The organism is Dysgonomonas termitidis (genome assembly GCF_054657735.1).
The window spans coordinates 371,504-393,614 of record NZ_BAAHYD010000001.1 but is presented as its reverse complement, the minus strand read 5'-3'; the positions used below and the strand labels follow the sequence as shown (position 1 = coordinate 393,614).

The 22,111-nt window shown below is 42.7% G+C and carries 13 protein-coding genes; 8 read left to right on the top strand and 5 right to left on the bottom strand.

Annotation, left to right across the window (positions count from 1 at the left end):
* Positions 1-1,502: 1,502 nt before the first annotated feature.
* The 8 genes from ACYQ3L_RS01570 to ACYQ3L_RS01535 all read left to right on the top strand — a co-directional run bounded on the left by ACYQ3L_RS01570 (position 1,503) and on the right by ACYQ3L_RS01535 (position 12,845).
* On the top strand, positions 1,503-2,066 hold the full coding sequence (locus ACYQ3L_RS01570) for an RNA polymerase sigma factor (RefSeq protein ID WP_380002012.1): 564 nt from the start codon (positions 1,503-1,505) through the stop codon (positions 2,064-2,066).
* A 95-nt stretch (positions 2,067-2,161) separates the two neighbouring features.
* The gene (locus ACYQ3L_RS01565; RefSeq protein WP_380002010.1) at positions 2,162-3,160 is read left to right on the top strand and encodes a FecR family protein; all 999 of its coding nucleotides are present in this window, start codon (positions 2,162-2,164) and stop codon (positions 3,158-3,160) included.
* 292 nt (positions 3,161-3,452) lie between these two features.
* A complete protein-coding gene (locus ACYQ3L_RS01560; protein ID WP_459952259.1) occupies positions 3,453-4,382 on the top strand; it encodes a transposase in 930 nt (309 codons plus the stop codon).
* Entirely contained in the window at positions 4,343-5,002 is a 660-nt protein-coding gene (locus ACYQ3L_RS01555) for a transposase (RefSeq protein ID WP_459952258.1), read from the top strand. The genes ACYQ3L_RS01560 and ACYQ3L_RS01555 overlap by 40 nt, the downstream gene beginning before the upstream one ends.
* Positions 5,003-5,034: 32 nt before the next feature.
* A complete protein-coding gene (locus tag ACYQ3L_RS01550; RefSeq protein ID WP_459952257.1) occupies positions 5,035-8,277 on the top strand; it encodes a TonB-dependent receptor in 3,243 nt (1,080 codons plus the stop codon).
* A gap of 11 nt (positions 8,278-8,288) precedes the next feature.
* Positions 8,289-9,851 (top strand): RagB/SusD family nutrient uptake outer membrane protein, encoded by a 1,563-nt coding sequence (locus tag ACYQ3L_RS01545; RefSeq protein WP_380002062.1) that lies wholly within the window; start codon positions 8,289-8,291, stop codon positions 9,849-9,851.
* Positions 9,852-9,936: 85 nt separating this feature from the next.
* Positions 9,937-11,400: an endo-1,6-beta-glucanase gene (locus ACYQ3L_RS01540; RefSeq protein WP_380002060.1), complete on the top strand. Its 1,464-nt coding sequence runs from the start codon at positions 9,937-9,939 to the stop codon at positions 11,398-11,400.
* A 2-nt stretch (positions 11,401-11,402) separates the two neighbouring features.
* Positions 11,403-12,845 (top strand): sulfatase family protein, encoded by a 1,443-nt coding sequence (locus tag ACYQ3L_RS01535; RefSeq protein WP_459952256.1) that lies wholly within the window; start codon positions 11,403-11,405, stop codon positions 12,843-12,845.
* A 776-nt stretch (positions 12,846-13,621) separates the two neighbouring features.
* Here ACYQ3L_RS01535 and ACYQ3L_RS01530 read toward each other — a convergent pair.
* From ACYQ3L_RS01530 to ACYQ3L_RS01510, 5 genes are all read right to left on the bottom strand, one after another.
* Entirely contained in the window at positions 13,622-15,172 is a 1,551-nt protein-coding gene (locus tag ACYQ3L_RS01530) for a glycoside hydrolase family 28 protein (RefSeq protein WP_379994169.1), read from the bottom strand.
* Positions 15,173-15,174: 2 nt separating this feature from the next.
* Positions 15,175-16,155, bottom strand: coding sequence for a pectinesterase family protein (locus ACYQ3L_RS01525; RefSeq protein ID WP_379994168.1), 981 nt, complete (start codon positions 16,153-16,155; stop codon positions 15,175-15,177).
* 668 nt (positions 16,156-16,823) lie between these two features.
* Positions 16,824-17,909, bottom strand: coding sequence for a glycoside hydrolase family 88/105 protein (locus ACYQ3L_RS01520; protein ID WP_459952255.1), 1,086 nt, complete (start codon positions 17,907-17,909; stop codon positions 16,824-16,826).
* A gap of 82 nt (positions 17,910-17,991) precedes the next feature.
* Entirely contained in the window at positions 17,992-19,623 is a 1,632-nt protein-coding gene (locus tag ACYQ3L_RS01515; RefSeq protein WP_379994166.1) for a glycoside hydrolase family 28 protein, read from the bottom strand.
* Positions 19,624-19,632: 9 nt separating this feature from the next.
* Entirely contained in the window at positions 19,633-22,101 is a 2,469-nt protein-coding gene (locus ACYQ3L_RS01510) for a glycoside hydrolase family 95 protein (RefSeq protein ID WP_379994165.1), read from the bottom strand.
* Between the last annotated feature and the right edge of the window lie 10 nt (positions 22,102-22,111).

The following is a 22,111-nucleotide window of genomic DNA, read 5'->3' as shown; positions in this document are numbered from 1 at the left end:
TTAAATACCTCTGACAGCTTCCCTGCCTTTAGGAATGTAAGCATTTGGTAAACCGTGTATTGTAAAATAATAAAGGATTTATATGGGCCTGAATCCGGGCCCATATTTTTTTTTGCAAAGGTCTGTAAAGGCATGCATCAGGATATCAAGGTGTGTTTTTATAGTTTGTTGTAGCTTGTACTTTCCTGATTGTACAAGTTAGAAGCGACAGGTGTAGCAGATAAGCGGCAACAACCAACAAAACACGACCTGCACACCGGATTCATTTTTGTTAAATACAAAAATAACAAAAACAAATCCCGTATAACTCACTGTATATCTGCGGGTAATCGTTCACGCTTGTTTTTGGTCATTTTTACACTTGTAGTTGCTGTCCGGTGTTGCTTTTAGCTTGGGTTGGTTGCTTGTGTGTTACTGCTTGTAGCTGATGGAAGCAACAGGAGCAACTGACAGGCAACAGGACAGTAGAGGTCATTGGATAGTCTGTGTATTTCAATCCTGTTTTATTTGATATATACAGGAATTGGTAAAGCGGATTCAATGTAATTGTTTGGAAATCATATTTATTGATGCTTATAATCCCTTGCTGTCCATATATAAGCAGGAGCAGGATTATTATATTATTTATCCTGGTTCTGTGATCTGTATATCATAAGAGTAAAAGAGCAGAAACAAGATTTTTGCAACCAAAAGCAGCAATAGCCTCATCAATTTGTAAGCAACCAGCAAGCTATACTGTATGGTTTAATAGGAAATTACTATCTATTAGTAAGCAAGGTGTAACAGATGCATAGCTTACAGTAGCAACATTACATCAATCCTATATAACCCACAGCCTCTTTTTGTCTAAAAACCGGGGCAAATAAAATTTAAACAGGATTCAAACTCAATCTAAACAAAAAAGGAAGTTCACAAAATCACTTCGTTAACTTCAGGGCCTTAACACAAACTTTACAAAACTATATCCATAAAACGGCATACGCAGTAAAAAGTTTTACGGATATTAAAATCAATATGAAAAAGATATTAGGCAATAGATAGGATATGCATTTTTTACTACTTTATGCAGCGTATGCTTATTCCACATGATAGGAACTCAGACCTATTGTACCATTGTTGCATGCTAAGCTTCCAATTGTTACCGTCTTATTCCAAGTCGAAGTGACGCAGCCATATTTCACTGTTCCTGTCAAGTGGCAACTTGGGTTAATTATATTATACGCCTTCTCCAAGGCAGGCGCTTTGCTTTCAAAGGGTGCGGGATAACTTCGCCTTTGAAAAGGAAAACACCTGTTCTTAATATGTGAACGCAATAAAACTTTATAGCTTTACCGTAAGAAAATTACAATCATCAAACCGTTTGCAGTACGATGTATCACTTCCTCAGGCCAGAAACAGGATTGTCTATATAAACTACGCAGCAAAAAATAATTGTTCCCAATCTATTATAATAATCGGGATAATTATATACTTTTGTTTTTAAACATATCTACCGTTGCATTATGGATATCAAGGTATTATATGCTTTAAAACAGGGAAATGAAGAAGCCTTCGAAGCCATTTTCAGAAAATACAATGCGAAAATTTATCATTTCGTATCGGATACGCTTTATGATAAAACCCTGGCGGAAGATATTACCCAGAATGTTTTCCTGTCAGTTTGGGAACACAGGGAAGATATTGTACCCGAAAAGAATTTTTCAGCTTACCTCTATGCCATAGCCAAAAATATGGTTTTCAGGGAAACGGAAAAAATGGTGCTGTCCTACCGCTATGAAAGCCATATCCTTCAAATGCGCCGGAATGAAGAAGACCTTTCCACAGAGGAAGCGATCCATGCCGATTCCCTGGGGGAAACCATTTTCCGTCTGATAGATAATCTCCCCGAAGTGCGTAAAAAAATATTCTTGCTACACTTTACGGAAGATATGAGCAACAAGGAAATAGCTGCGAGGCTTTCCATCTCGGAAGAAAATGTCGCACAGCAAATCCGGCGGTCGCTGGATTATATCCGCAAACACTTAAAAAATTACATCGCTCTACTAGCCTGCATTTATTTCCAATAAAAACAAACACAAAAGTTAAACTACGTTAAATTTCAATCCTGCTGTTAATAAAATTCCCTCTCACGTATATATAAGTTATATACAGTAGAAATTTAATGGAAAACGAATTAACCATATTGATAGAAAAGTTCCTCCGCCGGCAGATAAGCGACGGGGAAGCTAACCGTTTAAAAGAACTGCTTATGCAGGCGGAAGCAGAAGATATGCTTTCCGGCTTATACGATGAAAAATGGGAACAGGCGGCTTCCTCCCCGGAAAAAGATATGGAAGACCGTATCTGGCTGAAGTTACGTGAACAAATACGCCCTGAATCTACTGACGTTTTACCGGTGCCGGTACAGCGCACCGTTTGGAAAAAATACCTGCGCATAGCCGCTTCGATACTGGTGCCGTTACTTTGCATAGGACTGGGATATTTCTATTCCGGAAGCAAACCGGTACAGGGTAGTAATAAAATGACGATACAGGTAGAGACCGGGCAAAAAGCGAAAATGCAACTGCCGGACGGTACTGATGTATGGCTCAATTCCGCCAGTTCGTTGACCTATGATGGCACATACAATAAGAAGGAACGTGTCGTTTACCTGCAAGGAGAAGCCTATTTTCAAGTAAGCAAGGATAAGGCCCGGCCTTTTATTGTAAGGGCCAATGAAATTTCTATCGAAGCGCTGGGAACAAGCTTTGATGTCAAGGCTTACCCCGATGATAATTATATCGCCGCAACACTGATAGAAGGCAGCATCCGGGTAAATTCACCATTTCAATCGGCCATATTGGAGCCGAACGAAAAACTGACTTTTAACAAGGATAACAGCGCGTTTACCAAAAGCATAATGCCGGATGCGGAGAAAAATTCTTCATGGGTCAATAACCAGCTCGCATTCGAGCAGGAACGGCTGGAAAATATAGCCAAGACACTGGAACGGATGTATAATGTCCGGATACATTTTGCCTCCGATGATCTGAAAAACATCCGCTTTTCGGGAACGGTTAAAAACAACAACCTGGAAGGTGTACTACAGTTGATTGCTTTTGTTTCCCCAATCCGGTATTCACTGGAAAATGACACGACCGTAATTATCCGTAATAAATAGAACCTATAATTATCAAATTTATCCAAACCATGAACACATCATAAACTGCCTGTAAAATGAAAAAACGGAACAATGTTGGAGCATTATTCCGTTCGTATGCAAAGGGTCGATAGCTTAATCCATAAAACGCCATTGAGGAAATACTCTTCAACGGGTTGTCTTATACCCCTGTCTGCATAACAAAGATAGTAAAATATCCCAACAACATCTAATTAGGGTCTGCTGATAAACTGATAATTCGTTAAGGATGAGTGAAAATACTTATATTTGTTTTTTCCAAATGCAAGGATATATGAAGAAACAGCGCAAAAGTCGTGCACTTAGTCCCAATTATGCGAGTCCGAATCAGTTGGTTTTATCGGGATTTGAAAATCCATTCGATCAGCAACTCGATCCGGGAAACCGTTGGGTTGTATTGTCCCATTTGATTCCCTGGGATGAGATTTGCAATCTTTACCTCAAACATGTAGGGGTTAGTTCAACGGGTCGACCGGGATTGAGTCCTCGTGTGGTTTTGGGTTCTCTAATGATCAAGCATCTTTGCAATTTGGATGATCGGGAGACAGTGAGTCAGATTTCGGAAAACATCTATATGCAATACTTTCTGGGGTACTGTAGCTTCACCCATGAAGCCCCATTTGATGCTTCACTGTTTGTGGATTTACGAAAACGCTTGGGTCTAGATACGATCAATGCGATCAACGAGCGGATTGTTCAGTTGAAGACAGGGATGGAGTTTGTGAAAAAAGAATCGGATAAAGACGATTCCGGCATTGATCCTGATGAGGATTCCTTATCCGGTGGCTCAGCGAACAAAGGCCGGATCATTTTTGATGCTACTGCTTGTCCACAGGATATTGCTTATCCAACGGATTTGAATCTGCTCAACGAAGCTCGTGAAATATCGGAAAACCTGATTGATCAGCTCTATACCCATCTGTTACATGATAAAAAGCCGCGTAGCTACCGCAAGGTTGCTCGCAAACGCTATCTGAAGACAGCCCAGAAGAAGAAAAAGAGCAAGAAAGAGATCAGAAACTCCGTTCGCATTCAATTGGGGTATCTCAAGCGGAATATAAATTCTATCCATCGGTTGCTGGATGCTTATCCTAACCTTCCCTTAAAGAAGAAGGATCGGAAATATTGTATGTTATCCAGACCTTGTTTGATCAACAGTTGTACATGTATAAGTCCAGGACGCATACAGTGGAAGACCGGATAGTAAGCATCCATCAACCTCATGTACGCCCCATAGTCAGAGGAAAGAGTCAAGCCAAGGTAGAGTTTGGTTCCAAGATACATGTTTCCATTATTGATGGCATCTCGTTTCTGGATGAACTTTCCTGGGATGCTTTTAACGAGGGAAGTCACATGGAGCACTATGTTGAAAAGTATCGTGAACGGTTCGGATGCTACCCCCGCGAAGTACTCGCTGATCAGATTTACTGTAGTCGTCCCAATCGGGTTATGCTCAAGGAAAAAGGCATCAAACTTTTAGCAAAGCCACTGGGCAGGCCTTCGCCCATGTCAATTCATGTAAGTCCGGGAGAGCGTAATCCAATAGAAGGAAAGTTTGGACAAGCCAAAACAGGTTATGGCTTAAACCGTATCAAAGCCAGACTCCGACAAACAAGCGAATCATGGATTGCCTGCATCTTCCTTGTGCTAAACCTGGTCAAATTGGCGGGGATGGCACTCCCGTGTCTTATTCAGAACTTATGGTTTAGTTTTTCAGCATTGCTGTTGGAGATAATCGCTAATAAATCGGATGGACGCAATAATAGTTATCGGAACCGGGAAATAGCGGACGCAAACCGAATTAAATATGAATTGGTCTGCTGAGTTTTTCAGCAGACCCTAATTATCATAAAGATATGAAAAACAGAAAAAATAAAATGCTCGGCTGCCTGCTATTATTCCTCCTGATAGCCGCTACACAAGCATCCGCCTTAGCACAGGTTACGGTTTCGGCAAAAAACACCAAAATAAAGCAGATTATCCTGCAAATAGAGAAAAGCAGCGGATACAGCTTTTTCTATAGCGACGATTACCTGGACCTGGATAAGACAGTCAGCGTGGATATAAAAAATGAAAGTATCGAATCGGCGCTGTCCAAGGTATTCAAAGGAACGGATATAAACTTTTCCGTAGGCGCAAATAAACAGATCATGCTGACGGACGCTAAGAATAAAGAAGGGGAAAAAAATGCCGGCATCCCTCAAAAAAAGTATTCAGGCATCGTGAAAGACGAATCGGGTGAAACTATTATCGGTGCCAGTATTACCATTAAAGGCAGTAAAACAGGAATAATAACAGATGATGACGGCAGGTTTTCGCTGGAAGCCCGCCCCGGTTCCACGCTGGTTATATCTTATATCGGTTTTGAGAAGCAGGAGATAACCACAGGCAATCAGAGCGACCTGCAAATAACTCTTGTAGAAAACAGCAGGGAACTTGACGAGGTCGTGGTTATCGGGTACGGAACAGTAAAAAAAGGAGACCTGACCACAGCCGTGGCGACCATTTCGAATAAAGAGATAGACCAGCGGCCGATCATTTCAGCGGCACAAGCTATGCAAGGAAAGGCGGCCGGCGTGATGGTTTCCCAACCAAACGGTTCTCCCGGCAGTGAACTGACAGTCCGGGTACGCGGTACAACATCGTTTAACGGCAGCAACAATCCCCTCTATGTAGTGGACGGCGTACCTGTGGATAACCTGAAATTCCTGTCACCTACCGATATCGAGAGCATGCAGATACTCAAAGATGCCTCTTCTGCCGCTATTTACGGATCACGTGCGGCAAACGGGGTAGTGATTATCAACACCAAGTCAGGCGTACAGAACCAGGCGAAAGTGACTCTTAACGCACAGCTAGGCGTCAGCAACCTGAGCAATGAGATAAAATCCCTCAATGCGGCACAATATGATGACCTGATGTCGGAACTTGGTTTTGCCACCTATGGCTCAGGTGATGTAACGGACTGGTATAAGGAAATTTACAGTACAGGATATACTCAAAACTACCAGGTATCCATTTCTAACGGTAACGACAAGATGAAATATTTTTTATCGGCCGGTTACCTGGATAATAAAGGGATTATCAACTCAACCTTCTACAACCGTTACAGCATCAGGGCAAAGGTAGATAACCAGATACGCAAGTGGTTGACTGTCAATACCAACATATCCTATTCAGACTATACCGGCAACGGGGTAGCTACCGGATTGCCCGCCAACCGGGGAGGTTTCGTACTGTCGGCGATCAACCTGCCTACAGGAGCTCCCGTATGGGATGAATCAATGGGCGCTTATAACCGTAATTTCAACGGGCTGAACCTGACAAATCCGGTAGAAGCCATGGAAAACGGGAAGAACAACCGTTCGAAGGAAAACCGCCTGATCGCTTCGGGAAGTTCCCTGATTTCTTTTTTGCCGGAGCTTACACTGAAAACACAATTTACGCTGGACAGACGCAACGGGCTGAATACGTCTTTCCGTCCTCCGGTTTACATCGAGGAAGAACCGGGCGTTCACGGGAGCAGGATCGATTACGGAGCAGGGTCGGATACACGGAGTGTCAATACCCTGACGGTACTGGACAATGTACTTACCTATAATAAATCGTTCGGTAAACACAACGTTGAAGCTATGGCCGGTACATCACGGACTACGTCCGACTGGTCGCAAAATTACGTTAATGCCTCCCATTTCCGGAATGGCAATATACATACGCTGAATGCCGCCAATAAGATCGCCTGGAACAACGCAGGATCCAACGCCTCGCAATGGGGGATCATGTCTTACTTCGGACGTGCCGCCTATAACTATGAAAGCAAATACCTGCTGACGGCCAATGTCCGTAAAGACGGCTCTTCAAAGCTACACCCGGATCACCGTTGGGGCACCTTTCCTTCCTTTTCGGCCGCGTGGCGTATCTCATCGGAAAAATTCATGGAAGGCATGACCTGGCTCGACGACCTGAAGATCCGTGGCGGATGGGGGCAAACCGGGAACCAGTCAGGTGTTGGCGACTATGCTTATCTCCAGACATATAATATTGTCCGTTCCGACTGGACAATCGAGGGGCATAGCAACGATCTTCCGGGCATCACGGTAAACAACCTGCGGAACAGGGACCTGACATGGGAAACAACTTCACAAACGGATATAGGACTCGACTTCACTGTTTTTGGGAACAAACTTACGGTTGCTATGGATTATTACCACAAACGCACCTCCGATATGCTGATGTATGTATCCCTCCCGGCAGGACAGGCAGCCAGCAGCATTATCCGCAATGAAGGGGTAATGACCAATAAAGGATTTGAGTTTTCCGTCAATTCACGCAATTTACAAGGCGCTTTCACATGGACGACCGACTTTAACATGTCGTTTAACCGGAACCGTCTTGAGAGCCTTGCCCTGCAGCAGGTATATTACGGCGCCTATATCAACAGCGAAATCCTGAGGGATAATATCGTCCGTAATGAACCGGGACGCCCGCTCGGCGGATTTTACAGTTATATCTGCGAAGGTGTCGATCCGCAGACAGGCGAACTTAAATACAAAGACCTGGACGGGAAAGAAGGCATTACGCCCGACGACCGCACCTATATAGGCGACCCGAATCCCGATTTTATTTTAGGTATGACCAATACATTCTCATGGAAAGGGATCAACCTCAGTATATTTATGCAAGGCTCTTACGGAAATGACATTTACAATGCATCGAAGATAGAAACCGAATCGATGACCACCCAGAGAAACCAGGCGGCAACTGTGGTGAACCGGTGGAAAAAGCCGGGGGATATCACAAAGATACCTAAAGCCGGAACTGCCGTCACCAACTCATCCTATTATGTGAAAGACGGAAGCTACCTGCGGATCAAGGACATCTCGTTATCGTATAACATTACTGGGAAATTCCTGAAAAAGGCCGGTATAACAAGATTACAGCCTTACATCACGGCAACCAACATGGTTACATTTACAAAATACTCCGGAACAGATCCTGAAGTAAATGAATGGGGTGATGCAGGCGGTGTCCAGGGGATCGACTGGGGAACCTATCCATACAGTAAAACATTCGTGTTCGGTATTAATGTTGAATTTTAAACTACGATAATATGAAAAGGAATAAGCTGTTTTTTACAGCAGGACTTTTGATCCTGTTATCATCCTGCTCCCTTAATTATGATCCGGTCGGCGCTTACTCGGATGTGACCGAAGGCACGGAGGTGGGACTGGCCTTTACCAGTAAAGCCGATGTTCTTGCACACAGGCAATCGATGTATATAGCACTGAAGGAATGCGAGCATTTTTATCAGGATGTACTCTTATTTGCAGAAATACACTCAGATAATGCCTATTCAGGGAATGAAGGCGGAGCACCTCCGGGATTTGAAAAGAATGATGTGGCCGATATGATGGCAAAGCCGCCTTTGCAACGTGGCTGGAACCGTCGTATGGCAAATATAGCCCTTGCCAATAAGCTGATATCGAACATAGATAATGTCCCTGACCCTGCACTTACTGATGATGAACGCAGGCAGTATAAAGCCGAGGCCCTGATTTACCGCGCCATGCTTTATTATGATATGGCATTGCTGTGGGGGCGCGTTTCGGTTGTTATTATCGAGGCCGGCGACATCACTGCCGAAAATATAGGGGAATCGTACGAAAAATACTTTCCAAAGCAAAACACCGAGGATGAAGTATATGCGCAGATAGAGAAAGACCTGCTCGATGCCCTGCCTGACGCGCCTGTGGACAACAGCAATAAAGGCCTTTGTTCGAAAGGGCTGGCCTGTGCTTTACTGGCCAAGATCTATGCAGACAACACTTCGTTCAGGGACTATGATAAAGTTATCCAATACTGCGACCAGGTACGTGACCTTGGGTTTTCACTGGCAGGAGATTTCAGCGACTTATTCGGCGTACAGCTACAAGATCCGGCAAATCCTCCGGGGCCCGCGAATCCGGCTATAAATGCCAGGAGACGGAATACAGAAGAGGCTATCTTCGAAATACAGTTCTCCGCGGCCGGTGACAGGGGCAGCTTTAATAACCAGATATTCGGCCCGTTACTGGACAATTTCACTCCTGTTACATTTGCCAACTGGGTGCTTCCGACCCATGAACTGATCGACCTGTACGAAAGTGAAAGCGGCGATAAGCGTTATCCCGAGACAATCGTGTATTACGGAGGTACCCAACTCGGTTTTACACCGCCGCGTAACTGGGGATACACCACCAGCCATTACCCGCACATGTATAAATTCCGTTCTTCGTTCAGCAGCAATATCAAATACCGCTATGCGGATATCCTATTGCTAAAAGCCGAGGCATTGATATTAAAACAGAACCCTGACCTGTCCGGGGCAGCCGGAATCATTAACCAGATCAGGCACCGTGCCGGCCTGTCAGACTTAACGGCACCGGCGATGGCAAATAAAGAGGCCGCATTGAATACTATGCTGAAAGAACGCCGCAAGGAACTGGCATTTGAAGGACACCGGTGGAACGATCTGGTACGGCTTGAAAAAGTAGAGGAGGTGTTGAACTCTTTCAAGGAACGTGACCCGTATTCGCGTATTACGAACAGGTTTACACGCACCCACTATAAGTTCCCGATACAGAAAGCCATCCTGGATGCAAATGATCTGCTGACTCAAAATCCGGGATATTGATATATTTCCATTGAAAGGGATATTTTGTAGGGGAAATATCCCTTTCCCTGATAAGTAAACGATTATGAATAATAATATAAAAAACATGAATTTATTGAATCTCTTTCTGGCTGTTTGCATGACAGTATCCGCCTGTAAAGGGTCGGAGCAGGAAAACAGCAACGGTAATCCCATACCGGAAAACAAAGCCGCCAGGATTTACCTTACATCGGCCGACCGGACATATGCTTTCAGCAAGCTGGAAGTCAATTTCTCATCACCGGGTGACCTGCCTGTACCGGCTATTAAGCTCGATCCCGGGCAGCGCTTCCAGACAATGTACGGCTTTGGCGCGGCGATAACGGGTTCCACATGTTATAACCTGTTGAAGATGACTGTTGCGGACAGGGCTAAATTCCTGAAAAATACATTCTCTCCGACAGATGGAATGGGATATAGCTATATACGTATCTCTATCGGATGTTCTGACTTTTCACTGAGCGAATATACCTGCTGTGATGTCCCGGGTATTGAAAACTTTACGCTGACAAATGAAGAAACACATTATGTAATGCCCATACTCAAAGAGATACTGGCTATAAATCCCGGCATAAAAATACTGGGTTCCCCATGGACCTGTCCGCGTTGGATGAAAGTTAATAACCTGGCCGATCTACAGCCATACAATTCATGGACAAGCGGGCAACTGAATCCGGCTTATTACCAGGATTATGCCCTTTATTTTATAAAGTGGGTACAGGCGTTTGCAGCCGAAGGGATCTCTATTACAGCGGTGACGCCTCAGAACGAACCGCTGAACAGGGGTAATTCCGCTTCGTTGTATATGGGCTGGCAGGAACAGCGCGACTTTGTGAATTCTGCCCTGGTTCCGGCATTGAAATCGTCCGGATTGAAAACCACGATCTATTTGTTCGACCACAATTACAATTATGATAACATGGGGGAACAGGATGATTATCCGGCCAGAATATATGAGTCAGGTGTAGACGACATCGTAGTCGGCGCAGCCTATCATAATTACGGCGGAAGCAGGTCGGAGTTGCTGGATATACACGGCAAGTATCCCAATAAGGAACTGATATTCACAGAGACATCCATCGGTACATGGAACAACGGGAAAGACCTGTCTGTCCGGCTGATGGAAGATATGCAAAATGTAGCACTGGGCACGGTCAACAACTGGTGCCGCGCAGTGATCGTCTGGAACTTAATGCTGGATGCGGAACGGGGACCAAACCGTCCCGGCGGCTGCAAGACCTGCTTTGGCGCCGTGGATATTGCTTCCGATTATAAAACATTATCGTTCAATTCACATTATTACATTGTCGGCCATTTATCCGCAGTGATAAAGCCGGGAGCGGTCAGGATCGGCACAACAGGTTTTACAGACCCGGAAGTGGTCAGTTCGGCCTTTGAAAATCCCGACGGCACGCATGCCGTGGTGTTACTAAACAACAGTACTGAAAGTAAAACGATAAGAATAGATGACGGAAAAGACAGCTTCAAATATGCCATACCTGCAAAATCCGTCATATCATATCTTTGGTAACTATGAAACAGGCAAATATGAAGGTACGGAATATATTGATGACAACTTCCCTGTTGTCCCTGGCAGGAGGACATGTAAACGCCCAGGAACGCCCTAATATAGTGATTATCTATCTTGACGATATGGGCTACTCTGATATCAGTTGTTACGGACAAAAGAAATGGTCTACACCGCATATCGACCGCCTGGCACAGGAAGGGGTCAGGTTCACGGACGCTTACTCGGCTTCTCCCGTATCCAGTCCTTCCCGGGCGGCATTACTTACGGGGCGCTATCCAGCCCGTATGGGAATCCAGGGCGTCTTTTATCCGGACAGTTATACGGGGATTCCACAGGAAGAGCTTCTTCTCTCCGAATTACTGAAACCGGCCGGATATGCCACGGGAATCGTCGGCAAGTGGCATCTCGGCAGTAGGGATAAGTTTTTGCCTCTCCAGAACGGTTTTGACGAATATTTCGGTATTCCTTACAGCAACGATATGGGAGCACAGGTGTATTTGCGGGGCAACGAAGTGGAAGATTTCCATGTAGACCAGTCCCAGATGACAAAAAAATATACGGCTGAAGCCAAAGATTTTATTTCACGACATAAGGATAAACCCTTCTTCCTTTACCTGGCACATAATATGATGCATGTTCCTATCTTCTGTTCCGAGGAATTCAGGGGGAAATCGGCGGCAGGGATTTACGGCGATGCAGTACTTGAAATAGACTGGAGTGTGGGCGAGGTTGTAAAGGAACTGGAAAAGCAGGGGATACTGGAAAATACCCTGATTATTTTTGCCAGCGATAATGGCCCGTGGTTACAGGAAGGCCCGTTGGGCGGAGAGGCTCTTCCTCTCCGGGAAGGGAAAACAACGAGTTACGAGGGTGGAGTCAGGATACCGTCTATTGCCTATTGGAAAGGAAGGATAACCCCGGTCGAAAGAAAAGATATAATTTCCACAATGGACTGGTACCCGACCATCGCCCATGTATGTAATGTCGATATTCCCGGTAATATCCGCCTGGATGGTTACGACCTGTCAGACCTGCTGCTAAACAACGGAAAACGGGCCAGTGATGCTTATGCCTATTTCAGGGATAATAAAGACGTAACAGGATTGCGGGTAGGTGACTGGAAAATCACATTGCCCCAGGCAGAAATCAAGGGTAACTTCTGGCGGACAGGCACGGCAGCCCATGATACCTTATTGTTTAACCTGAAAAACGATCCGGCGGAAAGGGTCGATCTTTTCAAGAAGAATCCTTCGAAAGCAAAAGAAATGGCTACTCAATTGGATAAGTATAAATCCGGATTCGGTGATGTCCCGCCTGCCTTGGTTATGACGGGGAACCATCAATCGGAGTATTTGCGCAGGCAACGCAGGGAAGCTATCGAAAAAGCTGTCAAGGAAGGGATACAAAGTAAGGAAAATCAAACAGATGGGTTTGAGGAAAGATAGCCAACTGAAGGAGTATCTTCCTTAGGTTATAACACCCCGGCGTTTTACTGAAAGTTCCAATAAACCTCGTAAGACGCCGGTTTTTATTTAGAAAGGATTTTTTACCATATGGTTTCCATATACGGATTATTATTTAAATCGCTATTAATCATTTAAAAGTAAGCGACCAGCAGTCTGTGCAAAAATATACGAGAAAATACTTACAACTTCACTCTCGCATCAATCCTATATAACCCGCAGCCTCTTTTTATCTAAAAAAACGGAATAAATAAAATTTAAACAATCCCTAAACCCAGCCTAAACAAAAAAGGAAGTTCACAAAATCACTTCGTTAACTCCCCAACCTTCACAAACTTTACAAAACTACATCCATAAAAAAGCATACGCAGCAAAAAGTTTTGAAGAAATCAGGATTAATATGAAAAAGACAAGAAATATATCCCTCAGGCAAAAAATAACAGCAGCCTTCCCCGGTTTGGAGTAAAAGTACCTTTAAATTGTTATTGTAAAAGCTGAATACCACAGTATTTATCAGTATCTCGGACAGAAATGTTCCGGATGCCGTTTCGAGAAATATATGTACATCTTTATAAACAGCATTATTATCAGTATATTCCATTGGTTTATTTCGTTCTGATAGTTTCTCTTGTGATTAAGAAAGTAGATTTGGGTCATATTTTTTCGAAAATCTATAATAAATGCAATATTAAAAGAGTTTTTCAGGATAAAATGAAATGCTATATAATAATGATATAAAAAATACGGCTGTTTTCATATTATTGCCCTGCTTCGATGGTTTTTACATTTTGCATGAAATTGTTGCCCCATATGATATTGCTGTTTTTTGCCGAATAAAAAATATCGGCGGGTGTCAGTTGGAAACAGTTGTTGACGAGTGTGTTCTCCACATTGTCAAACAAGATTACAGGCTGGTTAGGCAAAGGCTTTTTTGAACGGACATTGTCGAGTATAATATTCTTTGTGTCGGAGAAAGAAAAAGGACTACCCTTTTCAGATGAAAAATCCACATTGTGGAAATGTATGTTGGATGCCGTTTTTACGGTAAAGCCTTCAATTGCGGTCATGTTGATATTTGAAAATGATATTTCGTCGGCAGGCATCTCATCAATACCTGTAATATATCCGATCTTTTTTATATTGCTCCCTGTTACATCGCTTATATGAATATTGCGGAACACCGGGGTGCGTTCGCTGACAGGCTCAGCCTGTGATTCTTTATCGTAGAACAGGTCGAAGATGAAAGCATTGCGCTGAATATCGTTCATTATGATATTATTCACCCTTATTTCCTCTACCACACCTCCACGTCCGCGTGACGCCTTTAAACGAATGCCTGCATCCGTACCGTTAAATACGCAGTTGGATATTGTTACTTTTTTTATACTACCTGACATTTCGCTGCCGATAACAACGCCTCCGTGCCCTGTCAGCATTACACAATTGGTAACTGTAATGTTTTCGCAAGGCCTGCCGTAAATCCGGCCGTCTTCATCCCGTCCCGACTTGATGGTGATGCAGTCGTCCCCGACACTGATAAAACAATCCGATATGCGGACATTGCGGCACGAAGAAGGGTTTATGCCATCTGTATTGTGTCCTTTGGGATTAGCCCACGGATTGTACACTGTTACGCCCGTGATGACAATGTTGTCGCAGCCTTCGGGATTGATAGTCCAGAACGGAGAATTTTGGATTGTAATGCCCTCTATCAAAATGTTCTTACATTCGAGGAACTGTATGAACGGTGGACGGAAGAATTTGCGTTCAAGCGACTTTTCATAATATGGCGAAACTTTTATGCCTTTGTTGGCATCGAGCCATTTCTGCTGGAATGAATTTGTCGATAATGTTTTTCCGTTGTTATTTATTTCGTCAATAATACGCCTCGATTCAGCCCACCATGTATGTCCCTGCCCGTCTATTATTCCCCGTCCTTTAATGGTTATATTTTCCACATTACGGGCATAGAATAAAGGTGACAGGCTGTTCATGAACACACCCTCCCAACGCATCCTGACAAAAGGGAGGTAGTCTTCGAAGTTAGTTGAAAATTTCAACGTTGCCCCTGCTTCAATTTCTATTGTAATATTACTTTCCATATGTATTGCTGCCGTAAGGTATTGTCCGGCAGGGAAATAAATAGTGCCACCACCTTCCTGTGCCGCTTTCCTGATTGTATTGTTGATCAAGGCCGTACATGCTTTTGCCCCTGTTGTGTCTGCACCCATATCCTGCATGTTATAAATCTTTCCTTGCATAATCAGAAAGCACAGGGATAAGATAGTTAACGCTGTTAGTCGTTTCATAATCAATATTTGTATTTTTTATTTACTAAGGGATTCCAGTTGTCGGAACCTTTCATTACGTTTTCTACAGTATATTTCCGGGCTTCTTCGCTAGTAAGTATTTTTACCCATTCCACACGGTTCCCGGTTTTTGATCCCACACCGGTGTTGTTGTATTCCATATACCGTGCTGTTTTTTCATTCTCTTCTTTTCCCCAGTTGTGCCATCCTTCGGGCCTGACACCTTCGGGTAATTCAGTATTCATAAACAAAGTCATGGCATAAGCCCTCCATGGGCGCCCCAAATACATCCTGTTTACGTCTTTGCCTACTGTAATTTTGCAGTTGTTAAATATATAACCAAACTCAATATGCTGAGATGTACTTGCCGCTGTTATATAAGAATTTTTCTTGCAATGTACCTCACAACATTCGAACCAGCATGTGGACGGGCCGAAAATGAAATCGGTAGTCCCCTCGATGTAACAGTTCTCAAAATAGATACGGGAAGCTTCTTTCCCTGTATATATCGTATCCTGATGGCCTAAAAAACGGCATTTGCGGAATATGATGCGATCCCCCTCCACATGCAATGCTACAGCCTGCCCCAATGGAAGCGAGGAATTTTCGATGGTCAGGTTTTCCATGCTGATATCATTGCCGCGTATAAGGAATGTATAAGTCCTGAATGTCCCCATCTTGTTGATGTTGGCATGGTCGTCAAAGTTGACCACCGTGTTTTCGATGCTTTGTCCTATTATCCTCAAATTGCATATATGAGTCGGTATTTCCACCTTCTCTTTATACACTCCGTCCATAATAAATATAGTGGTTATTCCTGCCGGATTGAAGGCTCTGACAGATTCTACGGCTTCTTGCAGGTTTCTGTAATCGCCCCAGCCGTTGCGGTCGACAACAATATCGTATTTCAGGGAATCCTGCCCGAATGTTGACAGGGATAAAAGTAGAAGGAGAACTAACAGATGAAATTTGTTTAAAGACATGGCATCTAATTATGTTTTTATTCTTTAGGTAATTTGGTTTAATGATAAACTTTTACAAGCATAACGCAATATTAATATGATCTGGTTTTATTTCATGATGATAATTTGGAATTTATAGAGTGTTAAATTGGAATTAACAAAACATAATACAGAACAAGTTTTTCAGGCTAAAAGGTCAAAGAATAAATCCTTTGGCATTAATTCCGGCTAGAAAGCTGAGGTTTTCTTTTCCTACATTGACAGGGTTTAAGAAAATTTATCAGACAATTTGGAAAATAAAAAATACCACCTATAAAAGCTCTTGAAAAAAGATTATCCAAACTTGGAACAAGTGAAGTCCAGTAGGGGGAAATGCTTGCCAGAACTATATCATCATATAATGAATATCAAAACTTGACTATGCGGAACACATCACTACATTTCAAAAGAAAGGCGCCAAAGTTGTCTCAATGAGTAGATGTAATAGACACAATCTTTGACTAGCTCATTAAATACATGGTGAAAGCCTATTAGAATATATACGATAGTCTGACGAGGGTGGACTAAACACCTATATTTATTAAAGTATGGAATTTTTTGCGCGTTACGAATATTTTTATCTTGTTCGATTCTGCTTTTTAGTGAAGTATTTAATTTTACATTAACACACTAATATTTTCTCATAAGTATTACCTATCTAATAATATGCTAGCCATAATAAAAGGGCTTACCGCCTTAGGATCATTGTCCCGTATAGGTTCGGAAATATAGTATTCGAAACTCCCGTCCCTGTAAACCTTCTCGCCACCCAGACCGGAAACTGCACAGCAGTCGGTTACAGACAATTCACCACCAGCATCTTTCCGGATAAATCTTTCGATATATTTATCATAAGCATCTATTCCCTTCTGTAAATAGCCATTGTCGAGATAACCTTTCTGCGCCCCCTTAATCCAAGAATATATAAACATGATAGATCCGGTCGATTCGAGATAGTTACCCTCTCTTCCAAGTTGATTGGTCACCTGGTACCACATACCTGTTTCTTTATCCCTAAATTTTTCAAGGGATTGTGAAAGATTTTTTAAAATAGAAATTATTTCCTGACGTTGTTTATGATCCTTAGGAATAAAATCAAGCGCATCTACTACCGACATCATATACCAACCGATACTTCTCGACCAAAAATTAGGAGACAATCCGGTTCGGGGATCCGCCCATCTCTGTTGGCGGCTTTCATCCCATCCGTGATAATATAAGCCTGTTTTTTTATCATACATATGCCTGTGTACATCGATTATCTGCAAAGCGACATCATCAAACAAAGCCGGCTCATCAAACTGTACAGCGTATTGTACCAAAAAAGGGCAAGCCATATATAGTCCGTCCAGCCAAACCTGATGTTGGTATATTTTTTTGTGCCAAAAACTTCCATTTGTAGTTCGCGGATGTGTATTCATCTGACTACGAAGCAAGGTCAAAGCTTTGCAAAACCGTTCCTCTCTGGTTTTTTCCAGCAGTGGAAATAGTATTTTCCCAGTATTTATCCGGTCTATATTGTATTCCTCCGGTTTATATGTCTTTATTTTACCTTCATCATTAATCATCATATCCGCATATTCATAGACATAATCATAGTATCGTGAACTGCCCGTCCTTTTCCATACCTGCAGGATAGACTGCATCTCCAGTCCATGACAATAATTCCATCCGGGAGTTTTGGAAAAATCGATCATCCAGGCTTCCGGATTACGTCTCATCTCTGAATCTGCCATTTTTTCATAGTTTTTCTGTGCACTGCATGAGCAAAGAGATAAAAGTAAAAACAACCCTATAAATGCATATTTCATCTTCTAGTTATTTTAAGTTCTCCACAATATTATTTTTATTTATAGCCTTTGGTAATTGTATTGTCTTATTCTTATTACCAGTAATGCGTACAGCTTCAGTTAACTGTTCGGGATATTTAAAGCCATTTACCTGCATATCCTTCACATTATTCAGAATTAAAGCAGGGCCTGTCTCCGGTATTATCTCGATATTCGTCAATTTGATACGCTCCAACTCGGATAGCTCTGCACCTGTAACCGCTGTGATAACCACATTTTCCACATGGATATTATTTATATTCATCTCTGGTAATCCATTAAAGAACATGGCGCGTTTAGCATTGCGTGAAATCAAATTTTTCACATAAATGTTCCTGAATACCGGAGTTGTTTCGTCAACCGGAGGAATATCATCCGGATTAGATTTGTCACCGTAATATAAATCGAAAAGAAAAGACTCGGTAGCAATATTAAACATATTGATATTATTGATATAAATGTTTTCCACCACGCCGCCTCTACCCCTATTGGCCTTAAATCTCAAACCGACATCCGTCCCCAGAAACTGGCAATTCGAAACTGATATATTCCGTACTCCTCCCGACATTTCGCTACCGACAACAAAACCTCCGTGCCCTTTAAAAACTTTACAATTGTCGACAATCAGATTAACCGCCGGACGCGCACGCCTGCGTCCATCTTCATCTTTCCCCGACTTGATACATATCGCATCATCTCCAACATCAAATACACAGTCTACGATGATCGAATTTACACACGATTCAAGGTCTATACCATCTCCGTTTTGTGAATAAGCCGGATTCCTTACCGTTATATTATCAATAATAACATTCTCGCACATCAACGGGTGAATATTCCAACTGGGTGAGTTTTCGAAAAGAACGCCTTCCAGCAATACATTCTTACATTCAATAAAACTAAGCATTACAGGCCTAAGATAATCTTTGAAAGATAGCCGGTCTTCATCCGAGAATCGTCCATTAGGCGTATTGGCATTTAAAGATTCACCCAAAAGTGATTTTTCACTCGGGAACCAATAATTCGAATCTTTCAGTACTCCTCCCGCCCCGACAACTTTATTCCAGTGAGATTCAGTTACCTTATCCTTTTTCAACGGCCGCCAAGCCTCCCCCGAACCATTTATCGAACCTTCTCCAGTAATAGCTATATTTTCTAAATTACGACCCGAAACAGGTGACTGACAACGATATGTATCCAAACCCTCATATACGGTTTTCACCAGTGGGTACAAATTAAAATCGGATGAAAAAAGTATCAAAGCTCCTTTTTCAAGGTGAAGATTAATATTGGACCGGAAAACAATAGGTCCGGTAAACCATATTCCCGATGGAACAATTAATGTTCCTCCACCCTTTTCAGATAAAGCCTTGAATGCTTTTTCAAAGACCTCCGTATTGATATACATACCATCAGCAATACCGCCATAGTCCTTTAAATTAACTTCATTCGGCGGAAATTGAGGGTGGTCAATAAACGGCATTTCGAAGGGCAAGCCTTCATAAAGGTATTTATATCTGTTTCCGGCATTAAGGGACGCGGTAAACCTTTCCGGAATCAGTAATATTGCAAAGAATAATAAAAATATGATACAAAATAGTTTATACAAATAATTCCTCATTTTCTATTTTTATTGATTATATTCAAATTCATAAATTTTCCCTTTTTCCGTTTCAATATCATAAAGGAATTCCGGATATGGAAACGTGGCCGTAACAGATGCGTTATCCGCTATCAACGGCTTCTTTACATCTTGTGTCGCTAACAGCGGATTAACAGATAATACGGATTGCGTATTATCCAGGGATTGTCCTTTCATTCTCAGGCTTTCTCTGCTGCATATTCGCAATGTGCCTCCAATATTGGACCTGATAACAACCTTTTTCACCTTTCCATTTTCCCAAGCCAGTTCTTCCAACTCAAAGCCTCCGCGGCATCTCAATCCCTTTACAGTCCCAACTGTCCATGCATCCGGTAATGCCGGAAGTAAGTGTACAGCTCCAGCATGGCTTTGTACTAACATCTCGGCAATGCCTGCCGTACAACCGAAATTGCCATCGATTTGAAACGGTGGATGTGCGTCGAACAGATTAGGATATGTTCCCCCGTTTTGCCCTTTCTCTTCGACTGTCGGTTTCAACTGATCTTCAATGAGTTTATATGCGTGATTTCCGTCGAGCAACCTTGCCCAAAGGCAAACTTTCCATCCCATCGACCATCCGGTAGAAGCATCTCCCCGGTGTATCAGGGAAGTTTTTGCAGCTTCGAACAAGGCGGAATCCTGATATTTCGAAATCTGATAACCCGGATAGAGTCCCCACAAATGAGATATATGACGATGATGATCGTTAGGGTTGTCCCAATCATACATCCATTCCTGCAATTGCCCCCAATTCCCTATTTGCATAGGCGGCAATTGTTTTACTACATTTTTCAGAGAATCAATAAAAGATCCGTTTTCAGATAATATTGAAGCAGCCTGTATCGTATTTGAAAACAGGTCGAAGACCATCTGATTATCCATTGTACATCCTGCGGTTATCACCCAATCTCTTTTCCCATCCACATTAGGAGCGTTTTCGGGAGAATATGAAGGTGCGACTACCAACCAGCCATTATCAGGTTCTTTGATTAGAAAATCCAAATAAAATTCACAAGCGCCCTTCATCATAGGATATACGGATTTGAGATAGTCATTATTTCCCGAAAACAAATATCTGTCCCATAAATGTTGGCAAAACCAAGCGTTACATGTAGGCCACACACCATATCTCGGACCATCTATCGCTCCTGTCGAACGCCAAATGTCCGTATTGTGATGTAAAGTCCATCCCCGGCAACCATACATAGCCGCACTCTCCCTGCCTGTTTTCGAAACGTCTTTTACAAGCTGGAGGAAAGGTTCATGCATCTCGACCAGATTGGTTACTTCCGCCGGCCAATAGTTCATCTCGACATTTATGTCGGTGGTATATTTCCCGTCCCAGGGCGCCTTGAGTTGATAATTCCAGATTCCCTGTAAATTGGCGGCCTGTCCTCCCGGTTGAGACGAACATATCAGCAGGTATCTGCCAAACTGAAAGTATAGTGCGGCCATCTGGGGATCGAATGTATGGGCAAATTCTTTTATCCTTATATCAGTAGTCTTTAAAGCCTGCCCGTTCATTCCCAGATCAAGTGAAACACGGTTGAAATATTTACCGTAATACGCAGAATGATCTGCCATATATTTTTCGAATGATTTTTTTCCGGCATTCTTCAAATAATCTTTTGCCGCTTTTTCGGAATCACCCGATATGTCTTTATAGTTTTTAAAATTAGTACCTGTCGATACATAAATAATCACACTGTTGGCATCGCTCACTTTCAGGGTGCTGTCAGACAAGACCTCCTGTTTTCCGCCGTCATTATCTATCCTGACCAGTGAAGTGAAACATACCTTTCCTTTGATTCCTTCAGTGTCGGATGTTTTTGCATCCAACCGTACCATTTTATTGTCGATGCTTTTTACCGCGTCTTTATACGGGCTGGTAAAACGGGTTGTAAAGCTTATTTTATTCTTTTCAGATGCGGTCAACCTTATTATCAACAATTGGTCTGTAAAAGAAGTAAAAGCTTCACGAATATATTTAACTCCATTTACCAAGAAAGTCGTTTTTGCCACTGCTTTTTCAATATCGAGCTCACGATAGTAATCATTGTATGAATCCACTCCTTCGAAGTCCAGATGTAACGAACCTACGGTCTGATAAGGCATCCCGTTAGCTCCCGTCGTACATATAGCCGGACCGCACAACTCCTGGGCCTTCATGTTTTGTCCTTCGAATATCAGTTGCCGGATTTGCGGCAAAGCATTTTTAGCCAAAGGATTGGTATTATTATAGGGAGAACCTCCCCATATTGTTTCTTCATTCAATTGGAATTCTTCATTAACTGGATTTCCATATACCATGGCTCCGATACGCCCGTTACCAAGAGGCAGCGCTTCGACCCATAAACCGGACGGACGATCATACCATAATTTCATTCCCGATCCTTGTTGTGCCGATAAACTCCCTGCCAGTAAAAATAAGAAGCAGATTATAACCGTTTTTTTCATGTTGCTTTAT